The 15,617-nt window shown below is 61.6% G+C and carries 18 protein-coding genes and 1 pseudogene; 9 read left to right on the forward strand and 10 right to left on the reverse strand.

All coding sequences use genetic code 11. The annotated features are described in order from the left end of the window. Positions 1-30 precede the first annotated feature (30 nt). The gene (locus RTCIAT899_RS01985) at positions 31-1,563 is read left to right on the forward strand and encodes a YifB family Mg chelatase-like AAA ATPase (RefSeq protein WP_015338548.1); all 1,533 of its coding nucleotides are present in this window, start codon (positions 31-33) and stop codon (positions 1,561-1,563) included. Positions 1,564-1,660: 97 nt separating this feature from the next. Here the strand turns inward: RTCIAT899_RS01985 and cysK are convergent, their stop codons facing one another. Continuing rightward, positions 1,661-2,629, reverse strand: a complete 969-nt coding sequence (gene cysK, locus RTCIAT899_RS01990) for a cysteine synthase A (protein WP_015338549.1) — start codon at positions 2,627-2,629, stop codon at positions 1,661-1,663. A 160-nt stretch (positions 2,630-2,789) separates the two neighbouring features. Further along, positions 2,790-2,876, reverse strand: a pseudogene (locus RTCIAT899_RS32950) (LysE family translocator); the annotation flags it as partial. A gap of 129 nt (positions 2,877-3,005) precedes the next feature. On the opposite strand from RTCIAT899_RS32950, the gene RTCIAT899_RS01995 reads away from it, so the two are divergent. From RTCIAT899_RS01995 to RTCIAT899_RS02005, 3 genes are read left to right on the forward strand one after another with little or no spacing between them, the layout of a single operon-like run. Then, positions 3,006-3,563 (forward strand): cysteine hydrolase family protein, encoded by a 558-nt coding sequence (locus RTCIAT899_RS01995; protein WP_015338550.1) that lies wholly within the window; start codon positions 3,006-3,008, stop codon positions 3,561-3,563. Positions 3,564-3,587: 24 nt separating this feature from the next. Continuing rightward, entirely contained in the window at positions 3,588-4,220 is a 633-nt protein-coding gene (locus RTCIAT899_RS02000; RefSeq protein WP_015338551.1) for a LysE family translocator, read from the forward strand. Next, a complete protein-coding gene (locus RTCIAT899_RS02005) occupies positions 4,220-4,846 on the forward strand; it encodes a hypothetical protein (protein WP_015338552.1) in 627 nt (208 codons plus the stop codon). Before RTCIAT899_RS02000 ends, RTCIAT899_RS02005 begins: the two co-directional genes overlap by 1 nt. 2 nt (positions 4,847-4,848) lie before the next feature. On the opposite strand, the gene RTCIAT899_RS02010 is transcribed toward RTCIAT899_RS02005, so the two are convergent. Beyond that, entirely contained in the window at positions 4,849-5,151 is a 303-nt protein-coding gene (locus tag RTCIAT899_RS02010) for an NIPSNAP family protein (protein WP_015338553.1), read from the reverse strand. Beyond that, on the reverse strand, positions 5,148-6,062 hold the full coding sequence (locus RTCIAT899_RS02015) for a DMT family transporter (protein WP_015338554.1): 915 nt from the start codon (positions 6,060-6,062) through the stop codon (positions 5,148-5,150). Before RTCIAT899_RS02015 ends, RTCIAT899_RS02010 begins: the two co-directional genes overlap by 4 nt. A 108-nt stretch (positions 6,063-6,170) precedes the next feature. Here RTCIAT899_RS02015 and RTCIAT899_RS02020 point away from each other — a divergent pair, with 108 nt between their 5' ends. Beyond that, positions 6,171-6,662: an Lrp/AsnC family transcriptional regulator gene (locus tag RTCIAT899_RS02020; RefSeq protein ID WP_015338555.1), complete on the forward strand. Its 492-nt coding sequence runs from the start codon at positions 6,171-6,173 to the stop codon at positions 6,660-6,662. On the opposite strand, the gene RTCIAT899_RS02025 is transcribed toward RTCIAT899_RS02020, so the two are convergent. Beyond that, positions 6,634-7,500 carry a GNAT family N-acetyltransferase gene (locus RTCIAT899_RS02025; protein WP_015338556.1) on the reverse strand — a complete coding sequence of 289 codons (867 nt, stop codon included), beginning with the start codon at positions 7,498-7,500 and terminating at the stop codon, positions 6,634-6,636. The two genes, RTCIAT899_RS02020 and RTCIAT899_RS02025, sit on opposite strands and share 29 nt — an antisense overlap. A gap of 26 nt (positions 7,501-7,526) precedes the next feature. Further along, positions 7,527-7,997 (reverse strand): dUTP diphosphatase, encoded by a 471-nt coding sequence (gene dut / locus RTCIAT899_RS02030; protein ID WP_015338557.1) that lies wholly within the window; start codon positions 7,995-7,997, stop codon positions 7,527-7,529. A 91-nt stretch (positions 7,998-8,088) separates the two neighbouring features. Between dut and RTCIAT899_RS02035 the strand changes: the two genes are divergently transcribed. Next, positions 8,089-9,672, forward strand: a complete 1,584-nt coding sequence (locus RTCIAT899_RS02035) for a peptide chain release factor 3 (RefSeq protein ID WP_015338558.1) — start codon at positions 8,089-8,091, stop codon at positions 9,670-9,672. 47 nt (positions 9,673-9,719) lie between these two features. Here RTCIAT899_RS02035 and RTCIAT899_RS02040 read toward each other — a convergent pair whose 3' ends face one another. Continuing rightward, positions 9,720-10,550, reverse strand: coding sequence for a helix-turn-helix domain-containing protein (locus RTCIAT899_RS02040; protein WP_015338559.1), 831 nt, complete (start codon positions 10,548-10,550; stop codon positions 9,720-9,722). 68 nt (positions 10,551-10,618) lie between these two features. After that, positions 10,619-11,011, reverse strand: a complete 393-nt coding sequence (locus RTCIAT899_RS02045; RefSeq protein ID WP_015338560.1) for a nuclear transport factor 2 family protein — start codon at positions 11,009-11,011, stop codon at positions 10,619-10,621. Positions 11,012-11,312: 301 nt separating this feature from the next. Between RTCIAT899_RS02045 and RTCIAT899_RS02050 the strand changes: the two genes are divergently transcribed. Together RTCIAT899_RS02050 and tsaA are read left to right on the forward strand one after the other, a co-directional pair. Further along, complete coding sequence (locus RTCIAT899_RS02050; protein ID WP_015338561.1) at positions 11,313-12,338, forward strand: iron ABC transporter substrate-binding protein; 1,026 nt, start codon at positions 11,313-11,315, stop codon at positions 12,336-12,338. A 22-nt stretch (positions 12,339-12,360) separates the two neighbouring features. After that, the gene (gene tsaA / locus RTCIAT899_RS02055; protein WP_015338562.1) at positions 12,361-12,891 is read left to right on the forward strand and encodes a tRNA (N6-threonylcarbamoyladenosine(37)-N6)-methyltransferase TrmO; all 531 of its coding nucleotides are present in this window, start codon (positions 12,361-12,363) and stop codon (positions 12,889-12,891) included. 52 nt (positions 12,892-12,943) lie between these two features. Here tsaA and betC read toward each other — a convergent pair whose 3' ends face one another. Both betC and RTCIAT899_RS34380 read right to left on the reverse strand, forming a co-directional pair. Beyond that, positions 12,944-14,458, reverse strand: coding sequence for a choline-sulfatase (gene betC / locus RTCIAT899_RS02060; protein WP_015338563.1), 1,515 nt, complete (start codon positions 14,456-14,458; stop codon positions 12,944-12,946). Positions 14,459-14,478: 20 nt separating this feature from the next. After that, on the reverse strand, positions 14,479-14,610 hold the full coding sequence (locus RTCIAT899_RS34380) for a hypothetical protein (RefSeq protein WP_280117187.1): 132 nt from the start codon (positions 14,608-14,610) through the stop codon (positions 14,479-14,481). A 99-nt stretch (positions 14,611-14,709) separates the two neighbouring features. Here RTCIAT899_RS34380 and RTCIAT899_RS02065 point away from each other — a divergent pair, with 99 nt between their 5' ends. After that, the gene (locus RTCIAT899_RS02065) at positions 14,710-15,612 is read left to right on the forward strand and encodes a choline sulfate utilization transcriptional regulator (protein ID WP_015338564.1); all 903 of its coding nucleotides are present in this window, start codon (positions 14,710-14,712) and stop codon (positions 15,610-15,612) included. Positions 15,613-15,617 lie beyond the last annotated feature (5 nt).

Genomic DNA, 15,617 nt, shown 5'->3' on the forward strand with positions numbered 1-15,617 from the left:
GCAAACGGGTTCGGCGACAGGGGATAGGGCATGGTAGCGCGCGTCAGTACGGTGGCGTTTCAGGGCATCGAGGGTGTACCCGTCGAAGTGCAGGTGATGATCGCACCCGGCAAGGTGCTGATGCACATCGTCGGCCTGCCCGATAAGGCCGTGGCCGAGAGCCGGGAGCGGGTTCAGGCGGCGTTGCACGCCTCCGGCCTCGCGCTGCCGCCGAAGAAAGTAACCGTCAATCTCGCCCCGGCGGATCTGCCCAAGGAGGGCAGCCACTTCGATCTTGCGATCGCGCTCGGTCTGATGGCAGCGCTCGGCGCGATCCCAGCCGATGCCCTGTCCTCCTACACTGTCATCGGCGAACTCAATCTCGACGGCACGATCGCACCCGTTGCCGGTGCTCTTCCCGCAGCAATTGCCGCCAATGCCATGGGCAAGGGGCTGATCTGCCCTGCAGAAAGCGGGCCGGAAGCCGCCTGGGCCGGCAAGGAGATCGATATTCTGGCGCCACGCAGCCTGATCGCGCTCGCCAATCATTTTCGCGGCACGCAGGTCCTCTCGCGGCCAGAGCCCTCCATTCGCGCCAGCGCTGCCAATCTGCCCGATCTTGCCGATATCAAGGGGCAGGAAAGCGCCAAGCGGGCCCTGGAAGTGGCCGCCGCCGGCGGGCACAATCTACTTTTCGTCGGGCCTCCCGGCTCCGGCAAATCCATGCTCGCCTCCCGCCTGCCGTCGATCCTGCCACCCCTGTCGACGAACGAGCTGCTGGAGGTGTCGATGATCCATTCGATCGCCGGCCAGCTTTCCGGCGGCAAACTCTCCGACCGGCGGCCCTATCGCGCGCCGCATCACTCCGCCACCATGGCCGCCCTTGTTGGTGGTGGCTTTCGCGCCCGGCCGGGTGAAGTCTCGCTCGCCCATCACGGCATTCTTTTCCTCGATGAGCTGCCGGAGTTTTCGCCGCAGGCGCTCGATGCGTTGCGCCAGCCGCTGGAAACCGGCGAATGCGTCATTGCGAGAGCAAATCACCGGGTTTCCTATCCGGCCGGCATCCAGCTCGTGGCGGCGATGAACCCGTGCCGCTGCGGCATGGCTGGGGAACCGGGCCACACCTGCGCCCGTGGGCCGCGCTGCGCTTCAGATTATCAGGGCCGCATTTCCGGTCCATTGCTCGATCGCATCGATATCCGCATCGATGTGCCGGCAGTCTCCGCCGCCGACCTCATCCGGCCGACATCAGCGGAAAGCAGCGCCGATGTCGCGCTCCGTGTCGCCCGCGCCCGCGAACGGCAGGGGGAACGCTTCGAACGAGCCGGCATGAAGGATGTCAGCACCAACGCCCGCTGCTCGACCGCGATGATCGAAACCATTGCCGAGCCGGATGCCGCTGGCCTGCAATTGCTGCGCGACGCGGCCGAGAAGATGAAATTCTCCGCCCGCGGCTATCATCGCATTCTCAAGGTCGCGCGCACGCTTGCCGATCTCGACGATAAACCGACCGTCGGGCGCATCCACCTCGCCGAAGCCATCTCCTATCGCATCGCTGGAGAGCGGCTGGCCGCGCATGCCTGAAAATTCGATGCTCAGCTGTCGCCCGGTCACATCCGCCCGCTCAAAATGAAAAAGGGGTGCCGCAGCACCCCTTTCCCAATCAGTTGCTGCCGTTAGTTCAGCCCCCCAGACCCTCGAACAGCGCCGTCGACAGATAGCGTTCGGCGAAGGAGGGGATGATGACGACGATGGTCTTGCCTTCGTTTTCCGGGCGCTGGCCGACCTTGATAGCCGCCGTCAGAGCCGCGCCTGAGGAAATGCCGACCGGCACGCCTTCAAGCTTGGCGACGAGCCGCGCCTGCTGGAATGCCTCGTCGTTGCTGACGGTCACCACCTCGTCATAGACATGCGTATCGAGAACCTTCGGTGCGAAGCCGGCGCCGATGCCTTGGATCTTGTGCGGGCCGGGATTGCCGCCGGAAAGAACGGGCGAATCCGCCGGCTCGACGGCAATGACCTTGATGTCGGGCTTGCGGGCCTTCAGCACCTGGCCGACGCCGGTGATCGTGCCGCCGGTGCCGATACCGGAAACGAAGATATCGACCTTGCCTTCGGTGTCGTTCCAGATTTCCTCGGCCGTCGTCTTGCGATGGATTTCCGGGTTGGCGGGATTTTCGAACTGCTGCGGAATGATCGCATCCGGCAGCGATGCGGCCAGCTCTTCGGCCTTGGCGATCGCGCCCTTCATGCCCTTCGGTCCCTCGGTCAGCACCAGCTCGGCGCCGAGCAGCGCCAGCATCTTGCGGCGCTCGATCGACATGGTCTCCGGCATGGTGAGGATAAGGCGATAACCCTTGGCGGCGGCGGCAAAGGCGAGCGCAATACCCGTATTGCCCGAAGTCGGCTCGATCAGCACGGACCGGCCAGGAGCGATCTTGCCCTGGGCTTCCAGGCTCTCGATCATGGCGACGCCGATGCGGTCCTTCACCGAAGCGATGGGATTGAAGAACTCGAGCTTTGCCAAGATGTTGGCCTTGACGCCCTTCTCCTTCGCCAGCTTGTCGAGGCGCACGATCGGCGTATCGCCGATGGTCTCGGTGATCGAGGCGTAGACGCGGCCGCGGCCGGGTTTGCGGGTGTCGGACATGGGTAGCTCTCCCTACATTGGATTTATGAAATGACAATAGGATCAAACGCGCGCGGAAACCAGAGTGCGCACCCGTTCCTTGCGTGAAGCACGTGAGAAAAGAATCTCCCAATGGCCTTCTCCGAGGATGTTTTTTTCAGGCGGCGCGCGCTGCGATGAAGGCGGCGGTGGCGGTGAGGCCCGGGCCGGGAATGGCCGCGGCGATAAAGAGCGCGCCGCAATAGGCAAGCAGGGCCGCGAGCGTCATGAAGCTTTCCTCCTGGGATGGTATCGGCTCTATTGCACTACCTTTGCGTTTTCAAGCGATTGCGCCGATGCAGCGAACATATTACCTAGGTGTTAACGGCCCATCGTAACTGCTTTGCCCAAGGATATCATGTCTTCCGCATTGCTCTTGATCGATCTCCAGAATTCCATCCTGACTGGCCTCGGCACGCCGGAGCGTCAGCCTGAAATCGATGCCGCGCTGGAGACAGTCGTTGCGAAGCTCGCAGCGTTGAAACACAGCGCCCGCGCCGCCGGTATCCCGGCCTTCATCGTCCAGCATGACGGCGGTCCGACCCATCGCCTGGCCAAGCGCAGCGAAGGCTGGCAGCTGCGCCGGGAGATCGCGCCGGAAGCCGGCGATGTCGTCGTGCACAAGACGAGCTGCGATTCCTTCTTCGAGACGGATCTGGAGGCACGGCTCAAGGGCCGTGGCGTTAGTCGCCTCATCGTTGGCGGCTGCATGACGCAGTTCTGCGTGGATACGACTGTGCGGCGCGCCGTTTCGCTGGGCTTCGACGTCTCACTGATATCAGACGGACACACCACGGCGGATATGGGCAAACTGAGTTTCGAAGAGATTGTCACCCATCACAATATGCTGCTTGACGGTTTCGATGCCGGGCCGCATGAAATCAAGCTGGTCGCATCCACCGAAATCTCTTTCTGAAGCCCTTTCTCCGCCGGAGCCTCCATGCCGCATCTGACCAGCATGATCACCTTTGCCCTGATCGCTCTCGGCATGGTGCTGACACCCGGGCCGAACATGATCTATCTGGTGTCGCGCTCGATCTCGCAGGGGCCAGCGGCAGGATTGATCTCCCTTGGCGGTGTCGCCTGCGGCTTTCTCTTCTACATGTTCTCGGCTGCGCTCGGCATTACCGCCTTTGTCTTTGCCGTTCCTTTCGCCTACGATGCGCTGCGGCTGGCGGGTGCGGCCTATCTTGGATGGCTCGCCTGGAATGCGCTGAAGCCCGGCGGCCGCTCGGCCTTCCAGGTGCGCGAGTTGCCGAAGGACAGCACCCGCCGGCTTTTTACGATGGGGCTGGTGACGAGCCTGCTGAACCCGAAGGTCGCGATCCTCTATTTGTCGCTGCTGCCGCAGTTCATCGATCCCGCCGCCGGCAGCGTCTTTACTCAATCCATTGTTCTCGGCTTCGCGCAGATCGTTATCAGCGTAACATTCAATGCCATCTTCGCGCTGAGTGCCGGCTGGATCGCGATGTTTCTTACTCAGCGCCCATCCTTCGCCCTGGTGCAGCGCTGGCTGATGGGCACGGTGCTCGCCGGGCTCGCGGTGCGCATGGCTTTCGAGGCACAGCGTTGATGCGGAGCGTTTCGCTGCCGCTCGCCGCCGGCCTTCTGGTGCTCGCATCGCACTGGAGCGCTGCTTCGGCGGCGGAGAGGGGAACGCAGACGATCGTCTTCATGCGCCATGGTGAAAAGCCCGAAGCGGGTCTTGGCCAATTGAGCTGCCAGGGCCTCAATCGGGCGCTGGCTTTACCGCCGGTGCTGACAAAACTCTTCGGCAAGCCAGCGGCGATCTTTGCGCCTGATCCATCGAAGCGAAAGGAAGATTCCGGGACTTCCTACGATTATATCCGGCCGCTCGCGACCATCGAGCCGACGGCAATCGCCCTTGGAATGCCTGTCGATACGAGCTTCGGCTATGAGGATATCGACGATTTGAAAGCCGAACTGAAGAAGCCTGCCTATGCCGGCAAGCTGATCTTCGTCGCCTGGGAGCACAAGCAGATTGTCGATCTCGCGCGCCAGCTGATGAGCGAGAATGGCGGCGATGAAAAAGCGGTGCCGAAATGGCATGGCAAGGATTTCGACAGCCTCTATGTGCTTCGCATCGGCGGGGCCAAGGCCGGATCAGGCGCGACCTTCGAGAAGGTGTCCGAGGGCCTTGATGGTCGCCCGGATGTCTGTCCGAATCCGGCTAAATAGTCTTAGAATACCGGCCGCATGAAGCTGCGCTCGTAGCTGATGATACAGCGCGTTTCCTCGCCATACGCAAGGGCGGCCTGGCATTCCGCATCTTCAGGTATTTTCAGCCGATATTCCTCATAGGCGGCAAGGCTCGGGAAGCTGAAAAGCGCCAAGGCGATGTTATTGGCACCTTCATGCGGCATGAAATAGCCGTGATGCGTACCGCCCAGCCGGTTGACAAGCGGGATCCAGAGCTTGGCGTAATGCTCGAACTGGGCAAGCTTATAGGGATCGATGACATAATGCAGGTAGCAGGTGATCATTCGGCGGCCCCCTTCGAAAGATGCTGATTTCTATTCCAGGGCAGGGGGAGCGTCCAGCCGAGATTCATGCCCGCAGCAGCCGCGAGAATGATGACTGCGCCGAGGATCTGCGCCGGGCCAAGCACATGGCCGAAGGCGAAGCGATCGACGATGATGGCGGCGATTGGATAGACGAAGGAGAGTGCCCCGGTCAGGTGAGTCGGCAGCTTCTGGATGGCGCCATAGAGGAGCACATACATCAACCCGGTATGCACAATGCCCATGGTGACGAGGATCGACCATCCCCCGATATCCTGGGGTGCGGCGGAAAAATTGGTAAAGGGTGCCAGCATCAGGATGCCGGTGGAGACCTGGATCAGCGCGATCAGATGCGGCGGCGTGCCTTTCAGCCATTTGGCGGCGATTGCTGCCAGCGCATAGAAGAAGGCTGCGCCCAGCGAAAGCAGGATGCCGATCGCATAGCTTCCCGAACCGGCGGCTTCGACCGGCTTGCCTTCGACGATCACGACCATGCCGGCGAAGGCGAGGCCTAACCAGAAGAGTTTGGTGAACGTGATCCGTTCGCCGAGGAACAATGCGCCGAGACCCAGCAGCATGAAAGGCTGCGTATTATAAACGGTGGTGGCGATGGAAATGGAGGCGTGGGAATAGGCCGCAAAGAGCAGCAGCCAGTTAAGCACGATGGCGATCCCGCCACCGACGGCGATGGAAAATGTCTTGAGATTGAGGATGCCTGGGCGCAGCAGGCCCATGGCGCCGCAGATAACGAGCAGCGTCAGCGCGCCGAAGAAGCAGCGCCAGAAGACGACACCGGTCACGGCCTGCCCGGACATCAAGACGAACCAGCCGATCGTGCCTGAAATCAGCATGGCCGCCGTCATTTCCACCGTGCCGCGTTTAATCTCGTTCATTGCCTTGGCTCCCGTCTATTTATGCCAATCATATTGCGGCACAAGAGCGAGTGATATAGGTTTAGTAAGGTAAATTAGCCAAGATACCTAAATAAATGAGGTTGAGTGATGAGCGTTCCTAATGCGAGCCTTGGTCTCGATGAGATCGATCAGCGGATGCTGGAGGCGCTGGCGCGCAATGCCCGCATATCGCTGAAGGAACTGGCGGAAGCGGCCAGCCTGTCCTCGCCGAGTGCGGCGGAACGTCTGCGCCGGCTGGAGGAACGCGGTGTCATCTCGGCCTTCACCGTGGATATTGCGCCGGAGGCGATCGGCTATCCCCTGCAGGCGATCGTCCGCATCCGGCCTCTGCCCGGCCAGTTGCACGTCGTCGAGCGGATCATTCAGCAGACGCCGGAATTCATCGAGTGCGACAAGGTCACCGGCGACGATTGCTTTATCGGTCGGCTGGTGGTGCGCTCGATGGGTGAACTCGATGGTATATTGGATAAGATCACCGAGCGGGCCGAGACGAACACGTCGATGATCAAGGCGACGCCGGTCAAGCGCCGCCTGCCACCGCTTACCGGCTCTAGAATTCCGCCATCGGCGAAAGCATGAGCGGCCCGACAATATCGGCCGCCGCTTTGCCGCGCACCATCAACATGGTGTAGCCCTCATAAGGCTCAAGCGATATCTCGCAATCCAGGCGGTCCGGAGAAAAGCAGATCTCGATGCGCTCGGGTTCGATATCGAGCGCTGAGACGATGGTCGCCAGCGAGGGGATGGCAGTTCCCACAATGTCGAGAAGCCAGAAAGTCGCGCCGTCGAACGTCCATGCAACGACCGTGTCATCCCCAAGCGCCGTCAGGCGGATCGCGGAGTTGCAGCAGGCGTTCAGCAGAAACATCTCCATCTGCCTGACAACGGCAAAGCGGGCGGAGACAGGTTGGCGGTTTTGCAACAGCGTCTTGATGAGGCGCAGATCGTCAGGCGCATCCAGGGAGAGCTGCCGGGCTGTCAAACCAGATTTCTGAAGCTTCGGCGTCTGCGCAACGAAGATATGCTGCGGCAGGATGCGAAAGCCATACCGCTCATAGAGAGCCGGCTTGTCGGTGAGCAGAAGATCGAGCTCGTAGCCTTCGGCGGCGGTTCGGTCAAAGGCGCGCTGCATGAGGTCGCGATAGAGGCCGCGTTTGCGCCATTCCGGCCGGACCGCGCCGGATTGATAGCCCGCCGCCTTGACGACCCTGCCATTGATGATCATCGGCATGGAGAAGGCGCTGAAATTGGCGACGCAGCGGCCATCGGCATCGAAATAGCCGAACGGCATGCTTGTCCGGTCCGGGCCGCCAAATTGGCCCAGGAGGCTGACATCGATCGAAAACGTGTCCTGCAGCAGATCGACAAGCGCATTCCAGGCGGCGGGATCGTCGAAATAGCCCTGCCGAAGCGTCAATCCGTGGTCTCGTGCTAGTTCGGACATCACACGCCGGTCGAGCCGAAGCCGCCGGCGCCGCGTGCGGTTTCGCTGATCTCGGAAATCTCGGCGACGCGCACTTGCGTCACCGGCGCGATCACCATCTGGGCGATGCGCATGCCGCGCGTGATCTCGAAGGGCTCATCACCGAGGTTGGCCAAAATCACCTTCACTTCGCCACGATAGTCGCTGTCGACTGTGCCGGGGGAGTTCAGGCAGGTGATGCCGTTCTTGAAGGCAAGGCCGGAGCGCGGGCGGATCTGCGCCTCGAAGCCATCCGGAACTTCGAAGATGAAGCCGGTGGGAACCAGCGCCCGCTTGCCGGGCGCAATCGTCAGCGTCGCGCCTTCTTCGACGGCGGCGCGCAGGTCCATGCCGGCTGCACCCTTGGTCTCATAGGCGGGCAACTCCAGGCCTTCGCCATGCGGCAGGCGGATGAGCTTCAAGGTCGGGCTGATATCGGTGTGAATGGTCATGCGGCATTAGTTTGCGCGCGAAGGCCGGAGGTCAATTGCATTTAGGCCTTTGAGTCGCTAGATACGGCGCCAATTCACAGGATTCACACGCATGGCCGAAAGTCTCGCCGAGGCGGTCTCCCGCCGCCGCACATTCGCTATTATCGCTCACCCGGACGCGGGCAAGACGACGCTCACCGAAAAGCTGCTGCTGTTCGGCGGCGCCATTCAGCTTGCCGGCGAAGTCAAGGCCAAGAAGGATCGCATGCAGACGCGCTCCGACTGGATGAAGATCGAGCGCGAACGCGGCATCTCGGTCGTGACTTCGGTCATGACCTTCGAATATGAAGGCAACGTCTTCAACATTCTCGATACGCCCGGCCACGAAGACTTCGCCGACGACACCTATCGCACGCTGACGGCGGTCGATGCCGCGGTCATGGTCATCGACGCCGCCAAGGGTATCGAGCCGCGGACGCTGAAGCTGTTCGAAGTCTGCCGCATGCGCGACATCCCGATCATCACCTTCATCAACAAGATGGACCGCGAAAGCCGCGATCCTTTCGAAATTCTCGATGAAGTCGAAGAGAAGCTGGCGCTCGATACGGCTCCGATCACCTGGCCGATCGGCCGCTCCAAGACCTTCTGCGGCTCCTATCATATTGCCGACAACACCGTGCGCGGTTCCGATACCGAGGTCGAGGCGACGAAGGTGAACGGCCCGCAGGCAGTCGCCGACCGGCTGCCGGAAAACGAGCGCCAGGCCTTTATCGATGAGACGGAACTGGCGATCGAGGCTTGCCGCCCCTTCGACCGGGAATCCTTCCTCGAAGGCCATATGACGCCGGTCTTCTTCGGCTCGGCGCTGCGCAACTTCGGCGTGCGCGACCTCATCAACGCGCTCGGCGAATTCGCGCCGCCGCCGCGCGATCAGGTCGCCGATATCAGGACGGTTCACGCCACCGACGACAAGATGACGGCCTTCGTCTTCAAGATCCAGGCCAACATGGACCCGAACCATCGTGACCGCATTGCCTTTGCGCGTATCTGCTCCGGCAAGCTGGAGCGCGGCATGAAGGCGCGGCTGTCGCGCACCGGCAAGCAGCTTGGCCTGACCGCGCCGCAATTCTTCTTCGCCTCGCAGCGCCAGCTCGCCGACACCGCCTATGCCGGCGACGTCGTCGGCATTCCGAACCACGGGACGCTGCGCATCGGCGATACGCTGACCGAAGGCGAATCCCTCGTCTTCCAGGGTGTGCCCAACTTCTCGCCGGAAATCCTGCGCCGTGTTCGTCTGGAAGACGCGATGAAGGCGAAGAAGCTCAAGGAAGCGCTGCAGCAGATGGCCGAAGAAGGCGTCGTGCAGCTCTTCTCGCCGGAAGATGGCTCTCCCGCCATCGTCGGCGTCGTCGGCGCCCTGCAGCTCGACGTCTTGAAGGAGCGGCTGATGGCCGAATACGGCCTGCCGGTTTCCTTCGAAATGTCGCGCTTCTCGGTGTGCCGCTGGATCTCGGCGGACCAACCCGCCGATCTCGAAAAATTCGTCACCCAGCGCCGCGGCGATATCGCCCGCGATCTCGATGGCGATCCGGTCTTCCTCGCCCAGGACGGCTTCTCGCTGCGCTACGAGGCGGAACGTTATCCGGCTATCAAGATGGTCGCGATCAAGGAATATCACGCCGTCAAGGCGGCGTGATCCGGGAGACCTTGCGGCCACGGGCGCTCCGCCTGTGGCTCATAGGGTTACTTCCCCGCGGTGGTATTCATCAGTTCCGCGTAGCGCGCCTCCGTGGCGTCATCCAGCGGAAACATGCATTCGACCCGCAGCTCCTGGGTCGTGATCATCTGCGGCGTTCCGACCGTCGTCACCAGCGAGAAAAATCGCAGGACATGTCCGTCTTTCGCGAAGGAGAGGGGGATGATCGGTGCGTTCTGTATTGCCGGTGATCGCTGCCATTCGGCATTCACGTCGGGATAGGCGAGCAGGCCGTCAATAAGCTCCTTCGTTTGTGCATCGATGACGCGGCCAACCGATTCGCGGAAGACTCGTCCTAAAAGGCTTTCGGCCGTCTTCTGCCAATCCGGAATGAAGGGCCGCATGCCCAAGGGATCGAACATGAGATGCAGGAGATTGCGCGGTTTCGGACGTGCGGCCATATCGGTGAACTTGCCGAAGAAGTGAAGCGTTGCATCATTGGCCATCAGCACATTCCAGTAGCGATCCATCACGACGGCCGGGAATGGCTCATGCTGACGCAGCATGCGTTTCAGCGCATTGGTGACGCCCTGCATTTCCTGATCGTCAAAACTTCCTTCCGAATAGATCGGTGCATAGCCGGCGGCGAGCAGCAGTGTGTTGCGTTCGCGGAACGGAACGTCCAGGGCGTCTGCGAGACGCAGGACATTCTGGCGACCGGGCGTGCTTCTGCCGCTTTCGATAAAGCTGATCTGGCGCTGCGAAATGCCGGTGTCGAGCGAAAGCTCAAGCTGGCTCTTCCCGCGCGTGTCGCGCCATGCGCGCAGCTGCGGTCCCAGCTCGTTCGGCAATCTCAGTTCGGCGCGAAGGGAACTCATCCCGTAAAGCCTCGCTTCGTTGGTTTGGTATGGCGGGGCTGCGTTTGGCAACCCCGCCACCTCAGTTCTTATGAGAAGGCAACAGGTCCGACCGAACCGTACCAGTGGCGCACTTTCGTCGGGTCTGCCTCGTCCATGTAGAAAAAGTGCGTCATGACCGGTTTGACCACCGCCTGCGTGCGGTCGTTGGGCGTCATGGTCACCGTTCCGCGGAACACCTTGAGCGGCCCGGCGTCCCAATATTCGGTGACATCATGCAATGCCGTGAAACCGGTGTCGATGAAGGCGCGCAAGTTCCGGCGAATGGTGTCGCGCCCCTTCCAGTCGGCAATGCCGAGATTGCATGTGGCGTCCTCCGCGAGGCAATCAAAGCCTTCGCCGAAGGTCTTGTCGTCGATTTCGCGCCAGAAGGCGAGCAGCCATTGCGGGGCTTCTGTCTTGGTGAATGACATGGTCGTCATGGAATTCTCCTGGGCCTGCCGTTGGAGTGACGCCGTGGCCATCGACGTCGTCCCGGAAGGCTCTCTTTCGTTGAAGGGCTGAAAAGCTCTTCCTGCAAGAAGATGGTCGTTAGATACCCCGAGACGGATGCCGCTCTCAATTACATCAGATGTAATGAAGACCGGCCGATTGCGTCTCATGCTGATCCGATCGGTTCGGATGCGTTTCATTTTGGAATACTGCCATCGCGATGTTCCATCCGATATAGCGCTATGCCATAGTGCCGCCCCGAGGTCCCCTCGATCAGAATGAGCAGCTTTCATGATGAGATTTCTTGCGGTTCTTGCTCTGGCCTTCGTCGGCCTGATGCCAGTCGCAGCTGAGGCGCGAATCATTACCGATGCGGCCGGACGCACGGTGTCCGTGCCTGATAAGATTAACCGCATTCTGGTGGCCGGGCCGCCAGCCGCCGTCCTGGTCTATGTGCTGGCGCCGGAGAAGCTGGTGGGCTGGGTGCATGCGCCTGATGATGCCGCCAAGGCCTACTTGATGCCGTCGGTGCGGTCGCTGCCGACAGTTGGCCGTTTGACCGGCAAGGATGGCGCGATCAGTTCGCAGGCGGTCATCGACGCCAAGCCTGATATCATCCTCGATGCCGGCACGGTCGATCCCACCTACAAGGCGCTGGCCGACAAGGTGCAGTCCGACACGCATATTCCCTATGTCCTTATCGACGGCAGCTTCGCCCGCACCGCCGATACGCTGCGCGATGTCGGCGCCCTGATCGACGTCGAGGACCGTGCCAACAAGCTGGCCGATTATGCCGATACGGCGATCAAGGACCTGAACGAAAAGCTCGCGACATTGCCGAACGACCCGCGCCCGCGCGTCTATTATGGCCGAGGTGCCGATGGCCTGGAAACCGGGCTTTCCGGCTCGATCAATCTCGAAATCCTCGATGCCGTCGGCACGATGAATGTCGCTGCGGCTGCCGGCAAGGGTGGCTTGACCAAGGTGACGCCGCCGCAGGTCGCCGGATGGAACCCGGATATCATCATCGCCGAGAACCCTGACTTTGCAGCCTCGGTGAAAAGCGATCCGCAATGGGCCGGGATCAAGGCGGTCAAGGACGGCAAGGTCTTCGTGCCGCCCTCATTGCCTTTCGGCTGGTTCGATTCCCCGCCAGGCATCAACCGGCTGCTCGGCGTGCGCTGGATGGAGAAGCTCATTTATCCGAAGCTCTTCCGCAGCGATTTTTCCGACGATGTGAAGCAATTCTACAAGCTGTTCTATCAGGTCGATCTGACCAGCGATCAGTTGGCGGCGCTGTTGAGAGGCGTGAAGTAGGCTCTGAGGTCTAGGAGGCATCATGGTTCGGGAAAACGAAATTCGTGAAAACGAAGTGGCCGTCGAGCCGCCCGCAGCCGCGGATGCCGGCCTTACCTTCATCGGCCGCATTTCAACGCCCTGGACATCGCGCATGGAAACGCCGCGTCAGGGCCGGCATGATGGCCCCATTTGCCGGATCGAGATCTTCGAGCCCTGGGTGGCGGCGCTGCGAGGCGTGGAAGCCTTCGAGCGGCTGGAGGTTCTCTATTGGCTGGATCGTTCGCGCCGGGACCTCGTGCTGCAAAGCCCGGCCAACAGCGGCAAGATACACGGCACCTTTTCGCTGCGCTCGCCGGTGCGGCCCAACCCAATCGGCACATCCATTGTCAAGCTGGAAGCGGTCGAGGGGGCCGTGCTGCTGGTGCGCGGCCTCGATTGCCTTGACGGCACGCCCTTGCTCGATCTGAAGCCGGATCGCACGCTGTTCAAACCGATCGCGCCGCCGCAACCCGGAGACTTCCAGACCGGCGACGGCGAGACGGCGCGTTACTGCCAGAAGCGAGATGCTTAGCGCGCTTCATGAAACCGCTCCAAGCTATTGCCATCAGTCCACCATCGAAATCCTATTCGCCTCGCGGATAGCGCTGATTTTCCTCCAGCACGTTGAGGTCCATATGGTTGCGCATGTAGCGCTCCGACGCTTTCTGCAAGGGCTGATAGTCCCAGGGATAATAGGCGCCGTTGCGAAGGGCCGTGTAGACCACCCATCGCCGCGCCTGGCTCTCGCGCACGGCAGCGTCGAAGCTTGAAAGATCCCAGCGCGCCATGGCCTGCGCCGTCAGTCTCTCCAGCGTTTCCGCATAGGCCGGGTTGCCTGCCAGATTGGTCAGCTCCTTCGGATCCTCCCTGAGGTCGAAGAGCATCGGCGGGTCCTTTTCGCAAAGGGTCAGCTTGTAATTGCCGTCGCGTAAGCCTACGAGCGGTGCCTCGGAACCTTCCGCCGCATATTCCATGGGCACGGGGCTGCGGCTTCCGGTTCCACGAGCCAGCGGCGTCAGGTCCTCGCCATCGGTCCAGCGGCGGAGCGATGCGATGTCGATCCCGGCAAGGGCTGCCAGCGTCGGAGTAACGTCCAGCGTCGAGACCGGCTGATCGATCCGCTTCGGCTGCCAGCCGGGGGCTGCGATCATAAGCGGCACGCGGGCGGAACCTTCGAAGAAGTTCATCTTGAACCAGAGGCCTCGTTCGCCAAGCATGTCGCCATGATCCGAGACGAAGAGGATGATTGTGTTATCAGCCATGCGGCCGCGCTCGAGCGTCTCCAATATCTCGCCGATCTTCTCGTCGACATAGGAGATATTGGCGAAATAGCCGCGGCGTGCACGGCGAATCTGCTCCGGGGTGATGTCGAAGGCGGTGTGATCGCAGGCCTTCATCAGCCGCTGCGAATGCGGGTCCTGCCGCGCGAAGGGGATTTCGCCGACTTCCGGATGAAGCGCCGGGCAATCCTCATACAGATCCCAGAAGCGGCGACGCGCGACATAAGGGTCGTGCGGATGGGTGAAGCTGACGGTCAGGCACCAGGGTCTTTCGTCTTGGCGGCGCGAGAGATCGTAGAGTTTGCGGGCGGCGTGATAGGCGACCTCGTCGTCATATTCCATCTGGTTGGTGATCTCGGCAGTGCCCGCGCCGGTCACCGAACCGAGATTGTGATACCACCAGTCGATGCGCTCCCCCGGCTTCGTATAATCAGGCGTCCAGCCGAAATCGGCAGGGTAGATGTCGGTCGTCAGCCGCTCCTCGAAGCCATGCATTTGATCCGGGCCGACGAAATGCATCTTGCCCGACAGCGCCGTCTGGTAGCCGGCGGCGCGCAGGTGGTGCGCAAAGGTCGGTATATCCGAGCAGAATTCGGCAGCATTGTCATAGACGCGCGTGCGGCTCGGCAGCTGCCCCGACATGAAGGAAGCGCGCGCCGGCGCACAGAGCGGGCTTGCCGTATAGCTGTTGGCAAAGCGCACGGAGCGCTTCGCCAGAGCCTTCAGGACCGGAGCATGCAGAAACTCGGCCGGGCCGTCCGGGAAGAACGTGCCGTTGAACTGATCGACCATGAGGATGAGGATATTCGGGCGGGACATGCTTGTGTCTTTCTCGGAAATCAAAGGCCGATGGCGGCTTTGACGGCCTCAAGGCCGGGCTTGCCGTCGATAGTGGTGACGCCGGCAAACCAGGGCGTCAAGGCGTATTGAAGCGCGCCGACGGTCGGTCGACCCATTGCTGACATGCGCATGACGATGGTTCCCTCTTGTCATTGGATTATTTTATTGAACATCACTAGAGTTCGCGCTGTGAAGCAGGCATTTTTCGATAGATGCCAAAAGGAAATTTTATGGCTGAACGTTTGGTGGATCTCGGCTGGCTGAGAATCTTTCTGGAAGTCGGGCGCTCCGGCAGCCTGTCTGCCGCAGCCTCCGCTCTTGGTCTGACACAGCCCGCCGTCAGCTATCAGATCCGCCGTATCGAAGAGCAGATGGGCGTGTCTCTGTTTCACCGCCAGCATCGCGGTGTCGTGCTCTCGCCCGAGGGGCAGCGCCTCTTCGAAATCGTCGAAAAGTCGGTTGGCGGCGTCGATAATCTGGTGCGCAGCTTCCGCGTCGAGGCGGAGCGCCCGTCCGTTCGTTTGCGCACCGACTATGCCTTTTCCGCTCTCTGGCTCATTCCCCGCATGCACGCGTTCCGGCTCCTCTATCCGGAAGTCGATATCCAGATCGTCGCCACGCAGCGGCCGGATCGCGGCACCCCGGAAAGTGGCGATATCGCGGTCTTCTTCGGGACACGCAACGAGTTCGGTGCGCGCGCAACGCTGCTTCTGCCAGAGAAGGTCGTGCCGATCTGCACTAGAGGTTTTGCAGAGCGGCACGGTCCATTCACCGATCCCTCGCAGCTTGCCGGCACCACGCTTGTTCACCTCGATTCGGAAATGCCGTCGCCATGGTTCGACTGGCAGAGCTATCTTGCCGCCTTCGGCATTGCCCGGGATGCCTATGCTGGCCGCGGCGACCTGCGCTTCAACACCTACTCGCTCGTCGTGCAGGCAGCCCTCAGCGAACAGGGCGTCGCCATCGGCTGGATGGGCCTCGTCGATTCCCTGCTTGCCGCCCGGACGCTGGTGACGGTGGGTCCCATGCTGGAGGCGCCGGAGCGAGGTTACTGGCTGCTGCCGCCGGCCAACGCAAACCCGGAGGCGGAGCAGCTGGCGCAATGGCTGCTTGCCGAAGCCGCCACCGGATGATGATC

Origin of the sequence: Rhizobium tropici CIAT 899, from assembly GCF_000330885.1 — a bacterium.
Lineage (GTDB): Bacteria > Pseudomonadota > Alphaproteobacteria > Rhizobiales > Rhizobiaceae > Rhizobium > Rhizobium tropici.

Excerpts from the sequence above, each read along its gene's own strand:
- RTCIAT899_RS02010 (WP_015338553.1), bottom strand. The coding sequence starts at position 5,151 with ATGATCACCTGCTACCTGCATTATGTCATCGATCCCTATAAGCTTGCC.
- RTCIAT899_RS34380 (WP_280117187.1), bottom strand. The coding sequence starts at position 14,610 with ATGCGCATGTCAGCAATGGGTCGACCGACCGTCGGCGCGCTTCAATAC.
- RTCIAT899_RS02035 (WP_015338558.1), top strand. The coding sequence starts at position 8,089 with ATGGCCGAAAGTCTCGCCGAGGCGGTCTCCCGCCGCCGCACATTCGCT.
- RTCIAT899_RS01985 (WP_015338548.1), top strand. The coding sequence starts at position 31 with ATGGTAGCGCGCGTCAGTACGGTGGCGTTTCAGGGCATCGAGGGTGTA.
- betC (WP_015338563.1), bottom strand. The coding sequence starts at position 14,458 with ATGTCCCGCCCGAATATCCTCATCCTCATGGTCGATCAGTTCAACGGC.
- RTCIAT899_RS02015 (WP_015338554.1), bottom strand. The coding sequence starts at position 6,062 with ATGAACGAGATTAAACGCGGCACGGTGGAAATGACGGCGGCCATGCTG.
- cysK (WP_015338549.1), bottom strand. The coding sequence starts at position 2,629 with ATGTCCGACACCCGCAAACCCGGCCGCGGCCGCGTCTACGCCTCGATC.
- RTCIAT899_RS01995 (WP_015338550.1), top strand. The coding sequence starts at position 3,006 with ATGTCTTCCGCATTGCTCTTGATCGATCTCCAGAATTCCATCCTGACT.
- RTCIAT899_RS02020 (WP_015338555.1), top strand. The coding sequence starts at position 6,171 with ATGAGCGTTCCTAATGCGAGCCTTGGTCTCGATGAGATCGATCAGCGG.
- RTCIAT899_RS02050 (WP_015338561.1), top strand. The coding sequence starts at position 11,313 with ATGATGAGATTTCTTGCGGTTCTTGCTCTGGCCTTCGTCGGCCTGATG.
- RTCIAT899_RS02000 (WP_015338551.1), top strand. The coding sequence starts at position 3,588 with ATGCCGCATCTGACCAGCATGATCACCTTTGCCCTGATCGCTCTCGGC.
- tsaA (WP_015338562.1), top strand. The coding sequence starts at position 12,361 with ATGGTTCGGGAAAACGAAATTCGTGAAAACGAAGTGGCCGTCGAGCCG.
- RTCIAT899_RS02065 (WP_015338564.1), top strand. The coding sequence starts at position 14,710 with ATGGCTGAACGTTTGGTGGATCTCGGCTGGCTGAGAATCTTTCTGGAA.
- RTCIAT899_RS02005 (WP_015338552.1), top strand. The coding sequence starts at position 4,220 with ATGCGGAGCGTTTCGCTGCCGCTCGCCGCCGGCCTTCTGGTGCTCGCA.
- RTCIAT899_RS02040 (WP_015338559.1), bottom strand. The coding sequence starts at position 10,550 with ATGAGTTCCCTTCGCGCCGAACTGAGATTGCCGAACGAGCTGGGACCG.
- dut (WP_015338557.1), bottom strand. The coding sequence starts at position 7,997 with ATGACCATTCACACCGATATCAGCCCGACCTTGAAGCTCATCCGCCTG.
- RTCIAT899_RS02045 (WP_015338560.1), bottom strand. The coding sequence starts at position 11,011 with ATGACGACCATGTCATTCACCAAGACAGAAGCCCCGCAATGGCTGCTC.